At 41.7% G+C, this 18,525-nt stretch carries 13 protein-coding genes; 4 read left to right on the forward strand and 9 right to left on the reverse strand.

Going from position 1 to position 18,525, the window contains the following annotated elements; translation table 11 throughout:
* Positions 1 to 3: 3 nt before the first annotated feature.
* The 4 genes from L3V77_RS12350 to L3V77_RS12365 are packed head-to-tail and all read right to left on the reverse strand — an operon-like array spanning position 4 to position 2,539.
* Positions 4 to 819: an SDR family oxidoreductase gene (locus tag L3V77_RS12350; RefSeq protein WP_275134433.1), complete on the reverse strand. Its 816-nt coding sequence runs from the start codon at positions 817 to 819 to the stop codon at positions 4 to 6.
* A 30-nt stretch (positions 820 to 849) separates the two neighbouring features.
* Entirely contained in the window at positions 850 to 1,203 is a 354-nt protein-coding gene (locus L3V77_RS12355) for a hypothetical protein (protein WP_275134434.1), read from the reverse strand.
* Positions 1,203 to 1,859, reverse strand: coding sequence for a 3-oxoacid CoA-transferase subunit B (locus tag L3V77_RS12360; RefSeq protein WP_275134435.1), 657 nt, complete (start codon positions 1,857 to 1,859; stop codon positions 1,203 to 1,205). The genes L3V77_RS12355 and L3V77_RS12360 overlap by 1 nt, the downstream gene beginning before the upstream one ends.
* 5 nt (positions 1,860 to 1,864) lie before the next feature.
* Positions 1,865 to 2,539 carry a CoA transferase subunit A gene (locus L3V77_RS12365; RefSeq protein WP_342752030.1) on the reverse strand — a complete coding sequence of 225 codons (675 nt, stop codon included), beginning with the start codon at positions 2,537 to 2,539 and terminating at the stop codon, positions 1,865 to 1,867.
* Positions 2,540 to 3,572: 1,033 nt separating this feature from the next.
* On the opposite strand from L3V77_RS12365, the gene L3V77_RS12370 reads away from it, so the two are divergent.
* On the forward strand, positions 3,573 to 4,319 hold the full coding sequence (locus tag L3V77_RS12370) for a sulfite exporter TauE/SafE family protein (protein ID WP_275134436.1): 747 nt from the start codon (positions 3,573 to 3,575) through the stop codon (positions 4,317 to 4,319).
* Positions 4,320 to 4,948: 629 nt separating this feature from the next.
* Here L3V77_RS12370 and L3V77_RS12375 read toward each other — a convergent pair.
* A complete protein-coding gene (locus L3V77_RS12375; protein WP_275134437.1) occupies positions 4,949 to 5,806 on the reverse strand; it encodes a 4Fe-4S dicluster domain-containing protein in 858 nt (285 codons plus the stop codon).
* A 2-nt stretch (positions 5,807 to 5,808) separates the two neighbouring features.
* Positions 5,809 to 8,778, reverse strand: coding sequence for a molybdopterin-dependent oxidoreductase (locus tag L3V77_RS12380; protein ID WP_275134438.1), 2,970 nt, complete (start codon positions 8,776 to 8,778; stop codon positions 5,809 to 5,811).
* 212 nt (positions 8,779 to 8,990) lie between these two features.
* On the opposite strand from L3V77_RS12380, the gene L3V77_RS12385 reads away from it, so the two are divergent.
* A complete protein-coding gene (locus L3V77_RS12385) occupies positions 8,991 to 10,547 on the forward strand; it encodes a sigma-54 dependent transcriptional regulator (RefSeq protein ID WP_275134439.1) in 1,557 nt (518 codons plus the stop codon).
* A gap of 100 nt (positions 10,548 to 10,647) precedes the next feature.
* A complete protein-coding gene (gene smrB / locus L3V77_RS12390) occupies positions 10,648 to 11,178 on the forward strand; it encodes an endonuclease SmrB (protein WP_275134440.1) in 531 nt (176 codons plus the stop codon).
* 52 nt (positions 11,179 to 11,230) lie between these two features.
* Here smrB and sixA read toward each other — a convergent pair whose 3' ends face one another.
* Complete coding sequence (gene sixA, locus L3V77_RS12395) at positions 11,231 to 11,695, reverse strand: phosphohistidine phosphatase SixA (RefSeq protein ID WP_275134441.1); 465 nt, start codon at positions 11,693 to 11,695, stop codon at positions 11,231 to 11,233.
* Between the two features lie 349 nt (positions 11,696 to 12,044).
* Between sixA and L3V77_RS12400 the strand changes: the two genes are divergently transcribed.
* Positions 12,045 to 14,825, forward strand: coding sequence for an insulinase family protein (locus L3V77_RS12400; protein WP_275134442.1), 2,781 nt, complete (start codon positions 12,045 to 12,047; stop codon positions 14,823 to 14,825).
* Positions 14,826 to 14,910: 85 nt separating this feature from the next.
* Here L3V77_RS12400 and fadJ read toward each other — a convergent pair whose 3' ends face one another.
* Positions 14,911 to 17,019 (reverse strand): fatty acid oxidation complex subunit alpha FadJ, encoded by a 2,109-nt coding sequence (fadJ, locus tag L3V77_RS12405; RefSeq protein WP_275134443.1) that lies wholly within the window; start codon positions 17,017 to 17,019, stop codon positions 14,911 to 14,913.
* The gene (gene fadI / locus L3V77_RS12410) at positions 17,019 to 18,326 is read right to left on the reverse strand and encodes an acetyl-CoA C-acyltransferase FadI (RefSeq protein ID WP_275134444.1); all 1,308 of its coding nucleotides are present in this window, start codon (positions 18,324 to 18,326) and stop codon (positions 17,019 to 17,021) included. The genes fadJ and fadI overlap by 1 nt, the downstream gene beginning before the upstream one ends.
* Between the last annotated feature and the right edge of the window lie 199 nt (positions 18,327 to 18,525).

The raw sequence follows: 18,525 nt of genomic DNA on the forward strand, positions 1-18,525 counted from the left end.
CCATTAACCAGCAGTACAACCGCCATCAACATAAATAATCTGACCATTAATGAAATCAGATCCTGGAGCTGACAGGAACATAACCAAACCAATCATATCTGAAGTTTCAGCAACACGACCCATAGGAAGACGTGCAAGGAATGGAGCAATACGCGCTGGATCTTCACAGATTTCACGAGTGAGAGGAGATTTAATAAGCGTAGGAGCAATCGCATTCACATTGATAGTGAAACCTTGTTGAACACCTTTGATAGACCATTCTGTTGCAAGCTGTTTAGTCAACGAATCCACCGCGGCTTTAGATGCTGCATAAGCGCTGTAACCATCAGGGTGACCACAGAACCCACGAACACTTGACGTGTTCACAATTTTACCATGACCCTGTTTCATGAAATATTTACCAAACACCTGGCAGGGAACCAGTGTACCCGTAACATTCACATTCATTACTTGGTTAAAGTTTTCCGTTGGCATTTCTTCACCAGGAGCGCGGAATGCCATACCAGCGTTGTTCACTAAGATATCGATACGTCCATACATTTCATGAACTTTATCAACGATAGCTTGCTGCGCTTCAACATCTGTAACATCACCAGTAATAGCAGTACATTCACCGCCAACTGCAGCGACAGATTTCACTGTTTCTTCAAGCGTTTCCATGCGACGTGCTGTGACGACAACTTTTGCGCCGTGTAGAGCAAATGCCTGAGCGTATGCCGCGCCTAATGTGCCGTTGCCGCCTGTGATAACTGCAACTTTATCAGTAAGATCAAAGCAATTCTTAGCGAAATCATCGCTCCAACTAGGTGTCATGACCATTCTGTTATTCCTTATAAATTTAAATTAATGCTACGCTGCGGTAATGGTTACTAAAACTTTTGCTTGGTTGTTACTGCTAACCCAAAGCTTCCGCTTTTCGTTTGGTAGCATAGAAATAGAAGCATCTTTGCCAACAATAAATTGCTCACCAGCTTCATTTTCAACAGTAATCTCACCTTCGATAACGAAATATGATTTTTCAGTATGCGAGCCGAATGTACCTTCGCCGTACTGCCACTCCGCTCCGCCATCAGCTTCAAACGTAGACAATCCTTGCCAAAACTTAGTCAAGCCAGTCTCTTCGCCTTGAACCTTTAAGCAAGTAACGCCAAAATGGCCCGGAGGTGTATATTCACTAACGTCCTGGATATTGGTCACTTTCATTATTTTTCTCCAAATGTTTTTAACGAATCTGAAATAATCAATTCTGTACCTGTCTTAGCTAAAACCTCTTCAACGGTTGTGTTGTAAGCGATTTCTGTAAGAACTAAACCTTCTTTTGTCGGATGAATAACCGCCAATTCTGTCACTATTACGTCCACACAATTTGTGGCAGTGATAGGCAGTGTGCAGTTGTCTAAAATTTTAGGCGCACCATTTTTATTGCAATGAGCCATCATAATGATTACTTTTTTAGCGCCATTGACGAGGTCCATAGCACCACCCATGCCCGCAACCATTTTTCCGGGAATCATGTAGTTTGCTAGGTTACCGCTACGATCAACTTCCATTGCACCTAATACAGTGGCGTCTACATGACCACCACGAATAAGAGAAAAAGAAAGCGTAGAATCAAAATATGCAGCGCCAACTGTTGCTGTCACTGGTGTACCACCTGCATTTGTTAGGTCCCAATCTTCTTTACCTTCTGCAGGTGTTGAGTCAAGGCCTACCATTCCATTTTCGGACTGAAATACAATATGTTTGTCTTTTGGTACAAAGTTAGCGACAGAGGTCGGCATACCGATACCAAGATTGACGAGATCACCGAGGTTCAATTCATCGGCAACACGCTTTGCGATAAGATCTTTCATCGACATTTTACTTACCTCACTATGTAATCGATCAGGACAGAAGGAAGAGTGAAGAAGCTAGGATCAATCTCATCAGGCTCTACTAAGGTATCTGGTTCAACAAAAACCATATCGGCCGCTAAACCCATTACCGGGTTAAAGTTAGCTGTAGTTTTATTAAATGCAGTATTGCCAAATACATCAGTAGTAGAAGATTTTAGAAGTGCAACATCCGCTTTTATAGGTTCTTCAAGCAGAAATACTTCGCCTGCTACCGTCACTTTTTGCTTACCTTCTTCGACCAGAGTATTCAAACCAGTCTTCGTTAGTACTCCACCAAGGCCTGCGCCAGCAGCGCGAATTTGCTCCGCGAGCGTACCCTGAGGAACTAAGTCGACGTCCATATCACCGGAGTTCATTTTTTCACCTGCAATACGGTTAAGGCCGATATGAGAAGCAATAAGTTTAGATACCTGTCCATTCTCAATCAGTTTACCCACGCCTTTTTGCGGTAACCCTGCGTCGTTACAAATAATAGTCAGGTTTTTAACGCCAGATTCGGCGATAGCATTCACTAATTTATCTGGTGTGCCAATTGTCATAAATCCTCCAACCATCACTGTCATTCCATCTTTTAATTTGGATGCAGCTTGATCAGGTGATAAAATCTCTTTCTTAAGCATCGTTGAATGTCTCTTCATTTCCATGTTGACGACAACTTTACTCTTAAAAACATTTTCCTGAACAGCATTCGTGAAAGCGACCCTTTCACTGATGAGAACGAATGTATGACACACCTCACAGATTGAACTGTTTTTCGGGTGACCTCACAAAACTCCAAAACCATTTCCCACCAATAGAACGGTAACGTCCGGCGTGCGGGAAGAAATTTTAATTTTATTTACTCGCTAACGGAAAATCTTAAATACCTGCCAGCTAAGAGCTGCTGTTCAAATTTATATATATTTATTTTTCTTATTTAAATGCCGTTCATCTATTCTTAACGTCATTACTTCTCTTTGTATTATCTGGTCAGATGCCAAAGATAAAAATACTACTTATAATAATACTCGTAACTAAGTGAGAACAATTTCATGTTCAACTATTCTTGTTAATAGCAAGTGAACATATAATAACTACAAATACTGACTAATCCGATAAATAATGTTAATACTAATTAATCTCACCTACGGTGTAACACTAACCATTCTCATTCTGATTTTTCTTCATTATTTATTTATTGTTATTAATAGAAATTTTCCTTTCATTAATGAAAGATAACGGACTAATTACGTGATCTACATCTCGATAATGCGCATATTTGACGTCCCAGATTAATTAAAATTATATTTACATATATACCCGTTTCATAACCTATTTTTTTATGCTCTTAACTCTTGTATGGTTAACGTAATAAATAAAGGTGTTCATACTATTGTTAACTTTTTGGAGTAATTAAAGTCGTATTTTGGAAAGTGGCATTTCCTTAAAACGGCTAATTTTCTTATATACCAAGTTCTATATACTTGAGCGCTTTAACCCTCGAAGCGAACAAAAGCGGTACCTCCGTTCCTAAGTAACAAGGGCAACGAGCTAGTCGAGTAACGCAAACGAATAAGTCGTCTACTCGGCGCACACTACTTAGTCCAGATACGTATATTCGCTTCTGGGCATTTTCATGACATTACTCAATACATTTGTGTTATCGCAGAGCTGCCATTAACACTAATTAGGTTATATATGATTACAGATATATGGTTTTATTGTACTGCCATTCCCGCAGTACTCGTTTATGGTATAGGTAAAGGTGGGTTTGGAGGTGCTCTAGGTGTCATCGCGGTACCTCTAATGGCATTAACTACCCCTCCTTTTCAAGCCGCATCTATTCTACTTCCAATCCTGATTGCTATGGACGTTTTCGCGGTTCGTTATCACTATAAAAACTGTGATTATTCGGAAATAAAGTTGATGCTTCCAACCGCTGTATTAGGGATTGTAGTGGCTTCTTTTATCATGGGGGTTGTAACTGGAGAGATTATTCAATTATTTGTCGGTGGCATTTCTCTGTTATTTTGCCTTCAGTACTACATGAAAGGCAACGGTAAACAGACGAATAAGTACGCTGGTCGCATTTGGAGTTTTGTATCCGGAATATCAAGTACTATGATTCATGCTGGAGGCGGCCCAATCAGTATCTACCTTCTACCAAAAAATCTCGATAAAAAAGTAATGGTCGCTACCATGGCGGTTTTCTTTTGTATTATGAACCTAATAAAACTGGTTCCTTACACGTACTTTGGACAGTTTGATCATCAAAATTTACTTACCTCCTTGGTTCTCATTCCACTAGCACCAGTTGGGGTAAAACTCGGTATTTACCTTTTGCAAGTTATAAGCCAAGAACAGGTATACAAGATTTGCTACCTACTCTTAGCCCTTTCCGGTGGAAAACTATTCTACTCAGGTGTGATGGGTCTAATTGCTTAGGTCAACCAAGCGTTCCATGATATAGCAATACGATGTAGTGCTCATTTGATCATCATGATTTTAACTCCACGAACGGTTCAATACCTCCTTTTGTGAAGACCTCTCTTCTGACCCGAATGGTTCGAAAGCTAATTCTCGCTAGAAGTTTTAGGTAGTAATACTAGGGCTTTAAAGGTTGTAATCATCGTGGCGCTTGTACTAAACAGGCAATAATTATGTAGATACAAACCAACACAAAAAATGCCAGCCACATATCATCAAATAAAGACCATCCAAGCTCCGTCATAACGTTTTCCTCACTCTGATTGCTATTCATTAAAGCTATCCACCACAGCCGAGGTACAATGTAAAAACCGGAGTTAAATCCAATCCCATACCCGCACCACCATAAATAGCGGACTATCTAGTAAAACTTGTCCTGAATTAATTTTATCCTTTTTTGAAATTACACTCCCTCTCGGGAAGAAAGTAAGGCAAGAATCGAGAGACACATCATTTAGTTCATTGGAACAACACCTTTTATTATTTAATTTCAATCTCTTATAAAACGAAAAAACCCTTCAATCTTGGGGAGACTGAAGGGAAAGAGAGCAATAAAAAGTGCTGCAAAAGCAGCACTTTTTATTGAGTTACGTAAGCGTAATTAGGCCCAAGTTAATGCTTGTTTTTAAAGAAAACGCATCTGTGTAACTCAGGTTTTTATGAGTGACCGAAATCGTATACTCACCTGACTCTGGCGCTAGAGCATCGAACTTAAAGTCACCAAAGTGGTTTGTCTTCAATACTTGCACCACTTTATCGCCTTGTTTCAACGTGACTTCTGCTAGATCTACACAATCGGTAACATCATCAATGACGGCAACAACCGATCCAGATACGTGCTCTTTATTGAAGCGGTAAAGGTTTTTATACCAAACCCTAGGATTGGTTTCATGTTCAGGATGTAACCCTTCCAACCCTTCTTTGGCAGCCTTTTCTCTCATTTCTTCATCAGAAATTTTCAACGAGTTTAGACAACCAGTAGCACAAGATTGCACGCATCGAGGAGTCTTCCATCCATCATCTAATAAATGAGCGTCAAAGAACCATTTTTGCGGTAGATTATGCTCCTCGTTCCACCAGATGTGTCCATATGGACAGCTTTTTACCAAACGTTTCTCACCTTTGGCCTTAATCGGATCGATAATTACAATGCCATCTTCACGTTGATAGATTTCGCCATTCTTAGATGCTTTAACACATGGTGCATCTTTACATTGATTACACATCGTTGGTAGATAGGCAACATCGATTAAAGAACCACTACCACGCTCGCGTCTTTTGATGTCAATCCATCGATGACCATGCCTTGGTTGTTCTTCTGTATAACCAGGGAAAGCATTTCCACAATATTCATCTTTATCTGCCAAAAAACAGTTGTTACAGTTTTCGCATAGCTCGACATCTACAACTAAATGCCACTTCTTTATAACTGATTGATTTTTCATAATTATTCTCCCTCCCAGACTCTAATATTAACCAGACATGAGTTACACGCTGTGGAGTGTGATTTTTGGATTATTGGTCTGCTTGGTGTCAATACATTAACTGAACCTCCGCGATCTGGAGATTTACCAGGTTCACCGATCGGTTCATAAAGCGCTGAAGATTCGTAAGAATGCACGGTTCCTACAGGAACTCGTTGTGTAACATGCGCGGCACAAAGTACTGAACCACGGTCGTTAAATACCTCAACCACTTGGTGGTGAGAAATACCTCGACTCACTGCATCTTCTTCATTAAGACGGATGATCCAGTAATAATACCCATCAATTTCGACCCGGTGGTCATGAATATCATTGATATGCGAATCTTTACCATCCATCATTGTATGGAAGCTATATCGACTATGCGGAGTAATCATCTGCAAAGGATATTTCTCATACAATTCACCTGAATGACGACCTTCCCAAGACGGGATATATTTCGTCATAATCGGACGTTCTACATCATCAGGCGCAAAACGTTTCAAGCTATTACAAACGAACTCGATCTTACCACTTTGAGTCTGTAGACCTTTTTTAAACTGATCCTTGTACTCAGAAGGTAATGGGTTCATCTCTGGACCATCTTTCTTTCTACCTTCGTAGTACCAGTTCCATGAAACTGGATCACGATCTTCTTCCTTCGGCGGCGGCACAATGAAGTAACCTTTCTTCAGGAATTTTTTCCATGAGATTTTCTCTGGTAGATCCGTACCATTGAATAATCGACGAACCCACTCTAGCTCTGAAGCCCCTTCGGAGAAATAAGCACCCATGCCGATCTTACTAGCGATCATACGGAAAATTTCATAATCCGACTTAGACTCACCAAGCGGTTCGATGCACTTATGCTGAAGCGTTACTACCCTATGGTTGTTTTGAGTGTAACAATGGTGAATATAGCCACCACAGTTGGCAAATTCACCAATATCCCAACGCTCAAAGTTGGTACAAGCTGGCAAAATCACATCTGCAAATTTAGCTTCACCTTCCAACCAGATAGATTGGTTTACAACCGTTTCGAGATTGTCGCTACGATACATATGAGCATAACGATTTGTGTCATTCATTGTGCCGAAGTGAGAGCCACCATATTTGTAATACAGCTTGATTGGCGAGTAGCCAGGAGCAGGGTATTCAAATTTACCAAACTGGCCTTCAATACTCTTGGTATCCGTCCAATAGCCTTCTGTTTTTCCGTCCAATATTGCTTCAGGAATACGTAAACGAGGCACCTTTTGTGCCACTGTATTCATGGTAATGACTTGGGGCATACGTTGATACATATTGACGCCTACGCCAGTACCTTCGTAGTCTCCTGAAAAACCACCTTCAGAATAACCAGGGAAGAAGAAACGAGTATCAACAGGTGTACCCTGTTGTAGGTTACCCATATTTACACCTGGTTTACCAATACCTTGCATGGCCATTAGGCAAACCATTGAGCGAGCCCACTCTGCACCAGTCGCGCTTCGACAAGCAGAACCGAAGCCCTGAATACCACCAGCCGCTAGATAAGTACGCTTGGTTCCCCAACGACGAGCTAATGCTCGAACTTCATGCGCCGGGATGCCTGTTTCTTCAACCTGCCATTCTGGTGTTTTTGGTACGCCGTCTTCGTTGCCTAACACATATTCACGCCACTCTAGAAAGCCTTCCGTTTTTTCTGCAACAAAGTCTTTATCATAAAGACCTTCTTCCATCCAAACATAAGCGATGGCAAGTGCCATTGCGTTACTTGTACCTGGGTTAGAACCAAGCCACTTACCGCCTAACAGTGCCGCAGTATGGTTAAAGAATGGGTCAATATGAACAAACTCTATGCCAAGCTGTTTCGCCCACAAGCGGCGAGTTGTTCCTTCCATTGCACCATACACACCACTGGTTGATTCTGGGTCACTCGACCAGAATACGATCTGTTCACAGTGTTTTAGAGCATCTTCAACCGTGGAGTAGGTGTCTGGAGCACCGAGTCTGATAGAGTTTCCCCAATGGTGCATTGCACCCCAGTAGAATCCTTCCCAACTATCTGGGTTATGCACAACGTAAGATGTGCCGATGATGTTGAAAAATCGTGGTCGAGCTGAAAGCCAGTAACCTAGGTTACCCCATGTATGGTGAGAACCAGAACCATTCATAATAGCGCCAGGACCATGTTCTTCTTTAACGCGAACAATTTCCCCTGCAACTAAGTTAGTTGCTTCTTCCCAACTAATACGTTCGTAACCAGAAATACCACGGTTTTGTGGATTTCTCTCACCATTAGGATCAAAGTCAACGCGCTTCATTGGGTAAAGAATGCGGTCTTTCGAATAGATAGTAGATTTAATACCTTGAGTATGAGGACTAACAGTAACTTTTCGAGGCGGCTGAAACTCTTTACCCCTTGCCTTTATTATCCAAGGGTCTGGATCATTTTCATCAAGTTCGATTGGTGTAATACGGATTATCTTGTCATCTTTAACGTAAACAAAAACCGGCCCACCGTTAGTGTTATTGACAAATCTTGTCGTTCCATCCGACATCGGCATGCCGTATTTGACTTGATTGTCCATGATGCCGCCCAAAATGTCGGTGAAATGAACTATCGTCTCTTCATCACCTTTGGCATCCATCTTAAAAAGCTTTAAGATATCAATCACTTCTTGATAATCACGCCATGGCACCATGACCTTCATTGCATCTTCAGCCGTTTCATAAATCATGACGATATCAGCGTCTAGATTTTTACCTGCTTTAGAACGAATCTTTCCATCGTTGAAAGTAAATGTTCGACCGATATCTGCTGTACGTATGCACAAACAAGCGCTGAAGTTTCTCTGGGCAACCAATGCCTGGAATTTTCTATCTTTCTTGGTTAAAAAATTTATTACATGAGTTAACCCAAACAGAGTTATCTTAAACTGCTTATCTGCAGCTATATTTTTGAGTTTCAAAGTGATTGCTCCTAATGACTTCTTTGATAGTCCTCAATAGCAAAATACGAGCCAAATTAATTAGTTATAAAACTTTGATCTCTGTAGGGTCAGAAAGTTAGGCATTTATGATCCATATCATTTTAAGTGGTAATACCACAAAAATCAGCTGTGATATTTCCTACTGGTGTGAAATATCAAAGCGATATATCACAGCCATTAAGGTAAAATAAATGCAATTTGTACGATTTGAGACTCGCATGGACAAAAACATATTTTACCGCAACGCGATTGAAGCACTAACTGGTAGCTTAAAGATAGAAGAAGGGTTGAGTAAGTGTATCTCTTTCTTATCAACGGTTATTCCGTGTGACGTGTTATCGGTTCACTTATGGGACGAGAACCTCTGTTCGTTACGCATTTATGCCTCTGCTGATATCCATCAAGGGAACCTCTGCAATATTATTATCCCTGTAAAAGAGAGCCGACGTCATATTACTCGCTGGGAGCATGATCTCGACATCAAAATCATCAATGACTCCCACGATGATCCTATAAGCATGCAGGTTCAAGAGCATATGAAGCCGATGTATGGTGATCACGCGTACTCTCATATGATATCGCGAGTTAAAATTGGAGGTGAACGGATATGCGATATCGTACTGCTTGCGGTAGGTGAACATCGGTTTACAGCCGTGCATTCCGAATTATTCGCTTCACTCGACTCACCATTTGGCATCGCCGTATCAAATAGTTTAAAGCATCAAGAAATTATTGAGATGCATTCCAATCTTCTTGATGAAAATCAAGAACTTAAACATAGACTAAAATCAATGGCTCATAATCAAGTTATTGGTATCAATAGCGGTCTAAAAAGCGCGATGCAAAAAGTTGATGAAGTGTCTAGTACTGATGCACCCGTGCTTATCACGGGAGAAACGGGGGTTGGTAAAGATGTCATCGCTAACGCAATTCAAAACAACTCCCAGAGAAAAGACGGACCATATGTCCGAGTCAACTGTGGTGCTATCCCTGAAGATCTTATCGACAGTGAACTATTTGGCCACGAAAAAGGGGCATTTACTGGTGCCAGCGATAGGCAAATTGGTCGCTTTGAAAGAGCAGATAAAGGAACTATCTTTCTTGATGAGATTGGAGAGTTGTCTAAGGCGGCTCAAGTCAGATTATTACGAGTCTTGCAAAATGGAGAATTTGAAAGAGTCGGCGGGAGAGAAACCTTAAAAGTTAATGTGCGCATCATTGCAGCAACTAACCGCTCATTAGAAAAAATGGTATCGCTTGGGGAATTCAGGTCCGATCTCTACTATCGCCTCTGTCTGTTTCCTATAAAGGTCCCTCCACTTAGGGACCGACTCGAAGACATACCACTATTTACTAATTATTTTATCGCTGAATGCAGCAAGAAGTTTCAAATTCCTACCCCGGAGATAGCGATAGGAGAAATGACCAAGCTTCAAGCTTATCAATGGCCAGGAAACATCCGCGAATTGACAAATGTTATCGAACGTTCCGTTATCAGCTCAAGAGGCCAACCGATCTGTTTTTCCATCGGTCAAAAAGAGGAGGATGAAGAAATGTTAAGCCAACTTTTAGACAAGAATACCGCGGTACCAACCCTAGAAGAGCTAAATAAACAGCACATAGAAAAAGTTCTACATCTGACGGAAGGTAAAATACAAGGTGCTAATGGAGCGGCTCAAGTACTCGATATCAATCCTCATACTCTGAGAAGCCGAATTAAAAAACTTGGAATTACAAATAGATTGTAATTCATTCTCGATCATCTGACTAAAATGAAACAAATAAATCCGTTATGTTAATACATCGTTTAACGCTACAATACCACTATTGACCATCAATCCAAATATTATGAGTAACAAAGACGAAAGCGATAACGATGACTTCTCTCTTTTTCAAAATGAAGTAAAGGGCATCAAGAAGTTGACACAAGACACCGTACTTCAAAAACCAATCAGAGAAACAAAACAGAAAGAGTCCAAGCGCTCTTTTAGAGACGCCAAAGACAACGAATTTTTCTTTTCTGATGAATTTGTCCCACACTTGGAAGGCGACGGGCCAACGCGCTATGCGCGCAGTGATGTTTCAAAATATGAAGTAAAACGGTTACGCCGCGGAGTCTATATACCTGATGTCTATTTAGATATGCATGGCATGACGCAACAAGAAGCCAAAGCAGAGCTTGGTGCAATGATAGCGTACTGCATAAAAGAGAGCGTGCACTGCGCTTGCGTGATGCATGGCATCGGCAAGCACATCCTCAAGCAGAAAGCTCCGATTTGGTTGGCACAACATCCTGATGTAATGGCATTTCACCAAGCACCCCTAGAGTTTGGTGGCAATGGTGCCCTATTAATTCTTCTCAGCGTTCCTGAAAGGTAAACAGACCTTACTTTATCTTTTAATCAACGACGCTTTCATCAACCCGTCTTTCTTAAGGATGAATATGCCAGAGCAGTTCACCCTTTTGATTCTGAAGGTCAACATCTACACAAACCAAGCCTGATGTTGGGAACATTGGCGGAGCCAAGTCTGTAACAAATTCTGCGGTTAAATACCCCACCAAAGGAAGATGAGAAACCATTAAAATGGTGTCTAAGTTTTTTACCTGTGCTATCGCAGCAACATATGACGACGCTTCTTCAGAATCTCCATAGGGTGTAATTTCCTCATACGTTTGAATCTCTTTTGCAGAAAATAGTGATGAGATTGTTTCCCAAGTTTGCTGCGCTCTTATATAAGGGCTAACCAACACCAAATCAAAATCCACAAACCCTTGTTTTTTACATGCCATAGCCACAGCGGTAGATTGAGAACGGCCATGCTTTGTTAGTTCTCGTTCTGCATCACTTGCAGCATAGTGTGCAGCTTCACCATGGCGCATTATGAATACTTTCATTTTCTGGTCCTTTATTGCAGTTTCGTCTAGGCTCAAGAGTGTTGTTATTTAAACGTAATGGTTAATTTTCTTGAATAGGATGATTAACGCAAACCCAAATCAGAACAACAGTCTACTGTTTAGCAAAGCAAATTATTATAAATATATCAATTACCTTGCACAAAAAGTCTGGCATTATAGTTGAAGCAAATCAAAATTAAGTGAGAAGTGTGAAAAAAGACCGTTTTTCATACTTCTCTTCTAGAATAGCTTGCAACATTGCAAATAAACAACAAATTGTAAGCGCGACGTTTGCACCTATTCATATCCACACCATAATTAACCTACACGCTCTACTTGGAGACCGCTTGTGCATCTAAGCCCAAATGACAGCAATAAATACCGCTATGTGACATTAGATAATGGGTTACGCGCACTTCTCATTGAAGATCTTTCTGCAACAAAAGCAGCGGCAGCCCTCGCGGTCAATGTGGGCCATTATGATGATCCTAGCGAACGTGAGGGTCTTGCTCATTACCTAGAGCACATGTTGTTTCTCGGCACTGAACCATTTCCTAAAATTGGTGGTTTTCAAAGTTTTATAAGCCAGCATGGTGGAAGCAACAATGCCTGGACTGGAACGGAACACACCTGTTTCTTCTTTGATATCTCTCCGGCGTTAATGGAGAAGGCGTTAAATCGTTTTAGCCAATTTTTTATCGCCCCTTTATTCAACCCCGAAGCTTTGGGCAAAGAACTGCAAGCAGTTGATTCTGAATATCAAATGAAACTTAAAGATGACATGCGTCGTCTATACCAAGTTCACAAAGAAGTCATCAACCCAGCACATCCGTTCGCCAAATTTTCTGTTGGTAATACTGAAACGCTCGGTGATAGAGACGGTCAATCAATTCGTGACGAGATTATCGCGTTTTACGAACAGCAGTATTCGGCGGATCTTATGACGTTGACCATTGTCGCGCCTTCAGAACTCAACGTAATCGAAACGTGGATTAAAGAAAAATTTTCCCCTATCAAAAATAAGAACCTCGCCACAAAATCTTTACCACAAGAGATAGTTAGAGAACAAGATAAGGGTATCTTTGTCAAAGTTAAGCCAATAAAAGAATCCAAAAAACTCATCCTGTCCTTCAACTTTCCAAGTATGTCAGAGCACTACAGCACCAAACCTCTTTCTTACTTTGCACACCTCTTAGGGTTTGAAGGTGAAGGCAGTCTAATGCTCTTTCTAAAAGAGAAGAAATGGATCACCTCGTTAGCCGCAGGTGGTGGGGTTAGCGGAAGTAATTTTAGAGAATTTACTGTCAGTGTTAACCTGACAGGTCGAGGCTTAAGACACTACGATGAAATAATCCAAACCATATTTGAATTTATCGCGCTTATTAAGCAAGATGGCATTGCGAAATGGCGCTTTGATGAAAAACAGGCAGTACTCGAATCCGCATTTCGATACCAAGAGAAAACGCGTCCACTCGATATGGTCAGTCATTTAGTCATGAATCTTCAGCATTACCCAGAGGAAGATGTCATCTATGGCGACTATAAGATGTCACATTATGACAAATCGCTACTCACGACTTTGCTAGACTGTCTAACACCCGATAATTTGCGCGTTACCTTGATAGCCAAAGGAGACGATTTCGACCGAGAAGCAAAATGGTATTTTACGCCTTACTCGGTAACCAAATTATCACAACAACAACTCAATAGTTGGACTCAACCTACCTTAAACTCAGAATTAAGCCTACCAGAAATCAATCCGTTTATTTGCTATGACTTAGATCCCCAAAAGCTTGAAAACAAGACAAAAGAGCCAGCACTCATTGATGCACAACCTGGTTTTAGATTGTGGCACTTACAAGAAACCGAATTTAGGGTGCCTAAAGGTGTTATCTACATTGCTATCGATAGCCCACACGCCGTTTCCACCTCAAGAAAGATCGTCAAAATGCGTTTATGTGTAGAGATGTTTTTAGATTCGTTAGCAAAACGAACCTATCCTGCAGAGATAGCAGGCATGGGCTACAACATTTACGCGCATCAGGGGGGCGTCACACTTTCCATTTCAGGATTCAGTCAAAAACAGCCTGAGTTACTCAAGATGATTCTGGGTCAATTTGCCAAACGTGATTTCAAATCTGACCGTTTCAAATTGATCAAAAAACAGATGTTACGCAACTGGCGTAATGCGGCTAAAGACCGCCCTATCTCTCAGCTATTCAACGCGATGACAGGAATATTACAACCCAATAACCCTCCTTATTTGGCATTAATTGAGGCATTGGAAAGCATTGAAGTTGATGAACTGTCCAATTTCGTAGAGGCACTGCTTGCTGAACTTCATATCGAAATGTTTGTTTATGGGGACTGGAAACGAGATCAAGCGATTACGGTAGCCGAGACCGTAAAATCGGCCATGCACATGCAGAATCAACAGTATGAAGAGTCTCTTCGACCTCTTATTATGCTTGGTGAAAGCTCTGGTACATTCCATCGAAGTGTTTCTTGCGATCAAGAAGACTCCGCTATCGTTGTCTACTATCAGTCTCAGGATATTTCGCCAAAGAACATTGCCATATATACCTTGGCTAACCACTTAATGTCCGCTGCATTTTTTAATGACATTAGAACCAAACAACAGATGGGTTACATGGTTGGTACGGGTAATATGCCCCTTAACCGCCACCCCGGCTTAGTTTTATATGTTCAGTCACCGAAATTCTCGCCGAAAGATCTACTTTCCGCTATTGATGATTTCTTAAATGCTTTTTACATGGTTCTACTTGAGTTAAATGAATACCAATGGCAGAGCAGTAAGAAAGGACTTTGGAATCAAATTTCAACGCCAGATAACAACCTCAGAAGCCGAGCACAACGATTTTGGGTTGCCATAGGCAATAAAGACTTAACCTTTGACCAAAGAGACAAGGTTCTTGATGAACTTAAAGATGTGTCCAGAGTCGACATGATTCGGTTTGTGATTAACATATTAAAACCCAGAACCTCAACACGACTAATATTGCATTCGAAAGGCAATAAGCACCAAGAAGCCAACTCTCTGAGTATTGGTCATGAAATTGACAGTATTGATGAGTTTCAGTTAAGAACGAAAGATCTGGACCTAGGGTAAATACACGCCTATCAAAAACTAAAAAAACGGTGCAAAATCTACATTAATACGATTTTGCACCTCTTTTATCAAGCAAACGCGCTAGTTAGTAAAAACCTTCGCCGCTACCCGCACGGTTAACCAGTCCGTCACAAGGTGCAAATCGATCACCATATTTCTGAGCAAAATCATTCATCTTCTCAACCAGTTCTTTAATCCCAAATTGGTCCATATAGCGAAATGGCCCACCCAAGAATGGAGAGAAACCGATACCAAAAATAGCACCGATATCGCCATCTCTGGCGCTACGAATTATCCCGTCATCCAAACAACGTACAGCCTCATTTAACATAGGCAGTACGCAGCGTAGTGCAATATCTGCTTCTGCCATTTTGGCTTCAGGCGTCACTTTAAGCAGTTTATATACTGACTTATCGACCACTTTCTTTTTGCCTTTGTAGGTATAAAAGCCTTTACCGCTTTTACGACCTTTTCGATTGTCATTCAAAAGAGTATCAAACACATCCGGACCTTGGAATCGTGCCCCTAACTCACCCACCAAGATAGGCATTATCTTCGCTCCTACATCAACACCAACCTCGTCTAATAAGGTAATGGGGCCTACGGGGAAACCAAAATCGAGCAGTGCATTATCTAAAGATTCTATCGGCTCACCACTCATTAATACATGCGCAGCTTCATTCATATATGGAGCCAAAATCCTATTCACATAAAACCCGGCTTTGTCTTTTACCACAATCGGCGTTTTGCCTTGTTTACGAGCAAAGTTAACGACTGTTGCAATGGCTTCATCTGATGTTGTTTCATGAGGAATAACCTCAACCAAAGGCATTTTCTCTGCCGGACTAAAATAGTGAAGTCCAACCACATTTTCTGGTCGTGCCGCTTTCTCTGCTATTTTATGTATCGGTAGAGAAGAAGTATTCGTTGCAAAAATGGTATCAGGTTTCGCGTTCTTTTCTATATCACTGACCATCTGTTGCTTTAAATTTAGATCTTCAAAAACAGCTTCTATTACCACATCGGCCTGATTAAAGGTCAAAAAATCCGTTCCACCTGATAGCTGTAACATCTTAGCTTGCAGTTGTGCATTGGATAAGATGCGGCGTTTACGCTGTTTTGAAAATAGTTTGAAGTTGTAATTCAACGCGTGAAGCACACCATCATTGGACACATCTTTAATGCGAACAGGAACCTTAGCTTTCGCAACGCTAACGTGGCTTATACCCGCACCCATCAGTCCCCCACCCAACACGCCAACCTTGGCAACTTTGCGGGGAGTGGCATCAGAGCCATTGTCTTTCTTCATTTCTGTCGTAGCGAAAAAAATAGAACGAAGCGCTTTAGATTCGCTCGTCATGACAAGCTTAGCAAATTCCTGAGCTTCAAATTCTAAGCCCTTTTTCAATCCCTTTTCTAACCCATACCTAATCACATTTAGAATGGCATCGGCAGCTGGGTAGTTTCCACGTGTCTTTTGCTTTGCTTTCTTACTCGCTTGGTCAAAAATGATCATCCTTCCCAAGCTATTTCTAGAGAGTAGTTTTTCTTTGCCTGCGGTTTTTATTTTTCGCTTGTTTTTTTGCGCGTAGGTTTTCGCGACATCAAATAAAATAGCGTTAGGTACACTTGCATCAACCATCCCAAGCTTCAGTGCTTTTTTCGCCCTAACCTGCTTACCCGTTAAGATAATGTCTAAAGATGGAAGCAAACCAATCAATCGAGGTAAACGTTGTGTGCCACCTGAGCCTGGTAGTAGTCCAAGCTGAACTTCTGGTAGACCGAGGCGCGTTTTGTCGTCATCGGAACACACGCGATAATCACAAGCTAAAGATAGCTCTAAACCACCACCTAGACAGACACCATGAATGGCTGAAACCACCGGAAATTTAAGTGCTGCCAGTCGATTGAATACCGCTTGCCCTTTCTGCGCTAGCGCTTGTGCTTCACTTTCTGACTGGCACGCGTCTAACATTTTAACGTCAGCACCAGCGATAAAGCTATCTGGCTTACCTGAACAAATAACTACGCCTTGGATACCTTCGACGTTGGCTTCAAAATCGGTCAGTAGAAACTCAATGTCTTCTATGAGGTCCGATTTGAGCACATTCATGGTCTCGTCAGCAACATCGATGGTAAGCCACGCGATCTTGTCATCATCGATCGTCAACTGAAAGGATTTATTCTCGCTCATTATTCAACCTCCAAAATCATCGCAGCGCCAAGACCACCCGCGGCACATGCTGTATTAAGGCCGAATCCACCGCCTCTTCTTTTTAGTTCTCGCAATGTTTGCACCATCATTCTTGCACCCGTCGCGGCAAATGGATGACCATAGGCAATTGAGCTGCCGAGGACATTGAACTTGTCCATGTCTATTTCACCGATCGCCTTTGAACGACCCAGCTTATCCTGTGCGAACTTATCACTTGAGAACATTTTCACGTTCGCTAATGTTTGAGCAGCAAACGCTTCATGCATTTCAATGACATCAATATCGCCCAAAGTGAGTCCCGCTTTGTCTAGTGCCATCGGTGTAGCGTAAGAAGGCCCCATGAGCATATCGTACTCAACCTGAATCGCAGAGAAGGCATATGAACGGATGTAGCCCATAATCTCCAAACCAAGCTCTTTTGCGCGCCCTTCTCGCATCAGCATTACTGCTGCCCCACCATCGGTCAACGGTGTACTGTTAGCCGCGGTTACGGTACCAAACTTCCGGTCAAATGCAGGACGTAATTTGGCGTAACCTTCTAAGGTTGAGTCGTGACGAATATTATTATCCTGATCGATCCATTTTTTATATGGTTCAGGAAATACCGTCATCACTTCGTCGCGGATCTTGCCATCTTTCCATGCCTGAGATGCTAATGAATGAGAACGATGGGCTAATGCATCTTGATCTGCACGAGATATTCCATAGGTTTTTGCCATCTGCTCGGCGGTTTGACCCATTGATATTCCAGTCGAATATTCGGCAACGGCTGGAGGAACAGGAGCAAGATCTCTAAGAGAAAGCCGACGAGCAATATTCACTTTTTGGCTAAATGTTCTTGCTTTACTAAGCGCAAGTAAACTCGCCGCAAGCTTTTTGGACACACCAATAGGTAATACGGATGAGGAATCAGCACCACCAGCGATACCAATATCAATGCTGCCAGCCATGATGCTTTCGGCCACGTTCACAGAGGCTTGAAAACTGGTGGCACACGCTCTTGTTACACTGTAAGCATCCGTAGCAACATTCATCCCAGTACCCAAAACAATTTCTCGAGCAATATTAGGAGCGGTAGGCATTTGTACAACCTGTCCGTAAACGACTTGTTCTATCAACTTTGGGTCGATTTCGGTACGCGCAAGCATCTCACTTACTACTATCTTGCCCAAATCGACTGCTGGCACTTTTGCAAATTCTGTACTTTGTCGAGCGAAAGGGGTTCGAAGTCCCGCGACTATCGCGATTCTTTCGCCTGAACGCGTTTTGACATCTTGTCGGCTCATTTTTTCTCCTTCACCATGAGGTCTGACCTGAGTGCATTGTAACGAAAATGTTAAATAATTCAAACAACCGTTTAAATAAACGTGAGGCGTATTAACAAATAGCCGTTGAGCGTGAACAAAGAAATCAACTGAATTGGAGACAAACGAGAGAACCAACCAGTTATTTGCTACTACTAAAGCGTTTCAAAGGCAGATAGAA

This window comes from Vibrio sp. DW001 (assembly GCF_029016285.1).
Classification (GTDB): Bacteria; Pseudomonadota; Gammaproteobacteria; order Enterobacterales; family Vibrionaceae; genus Vibrio.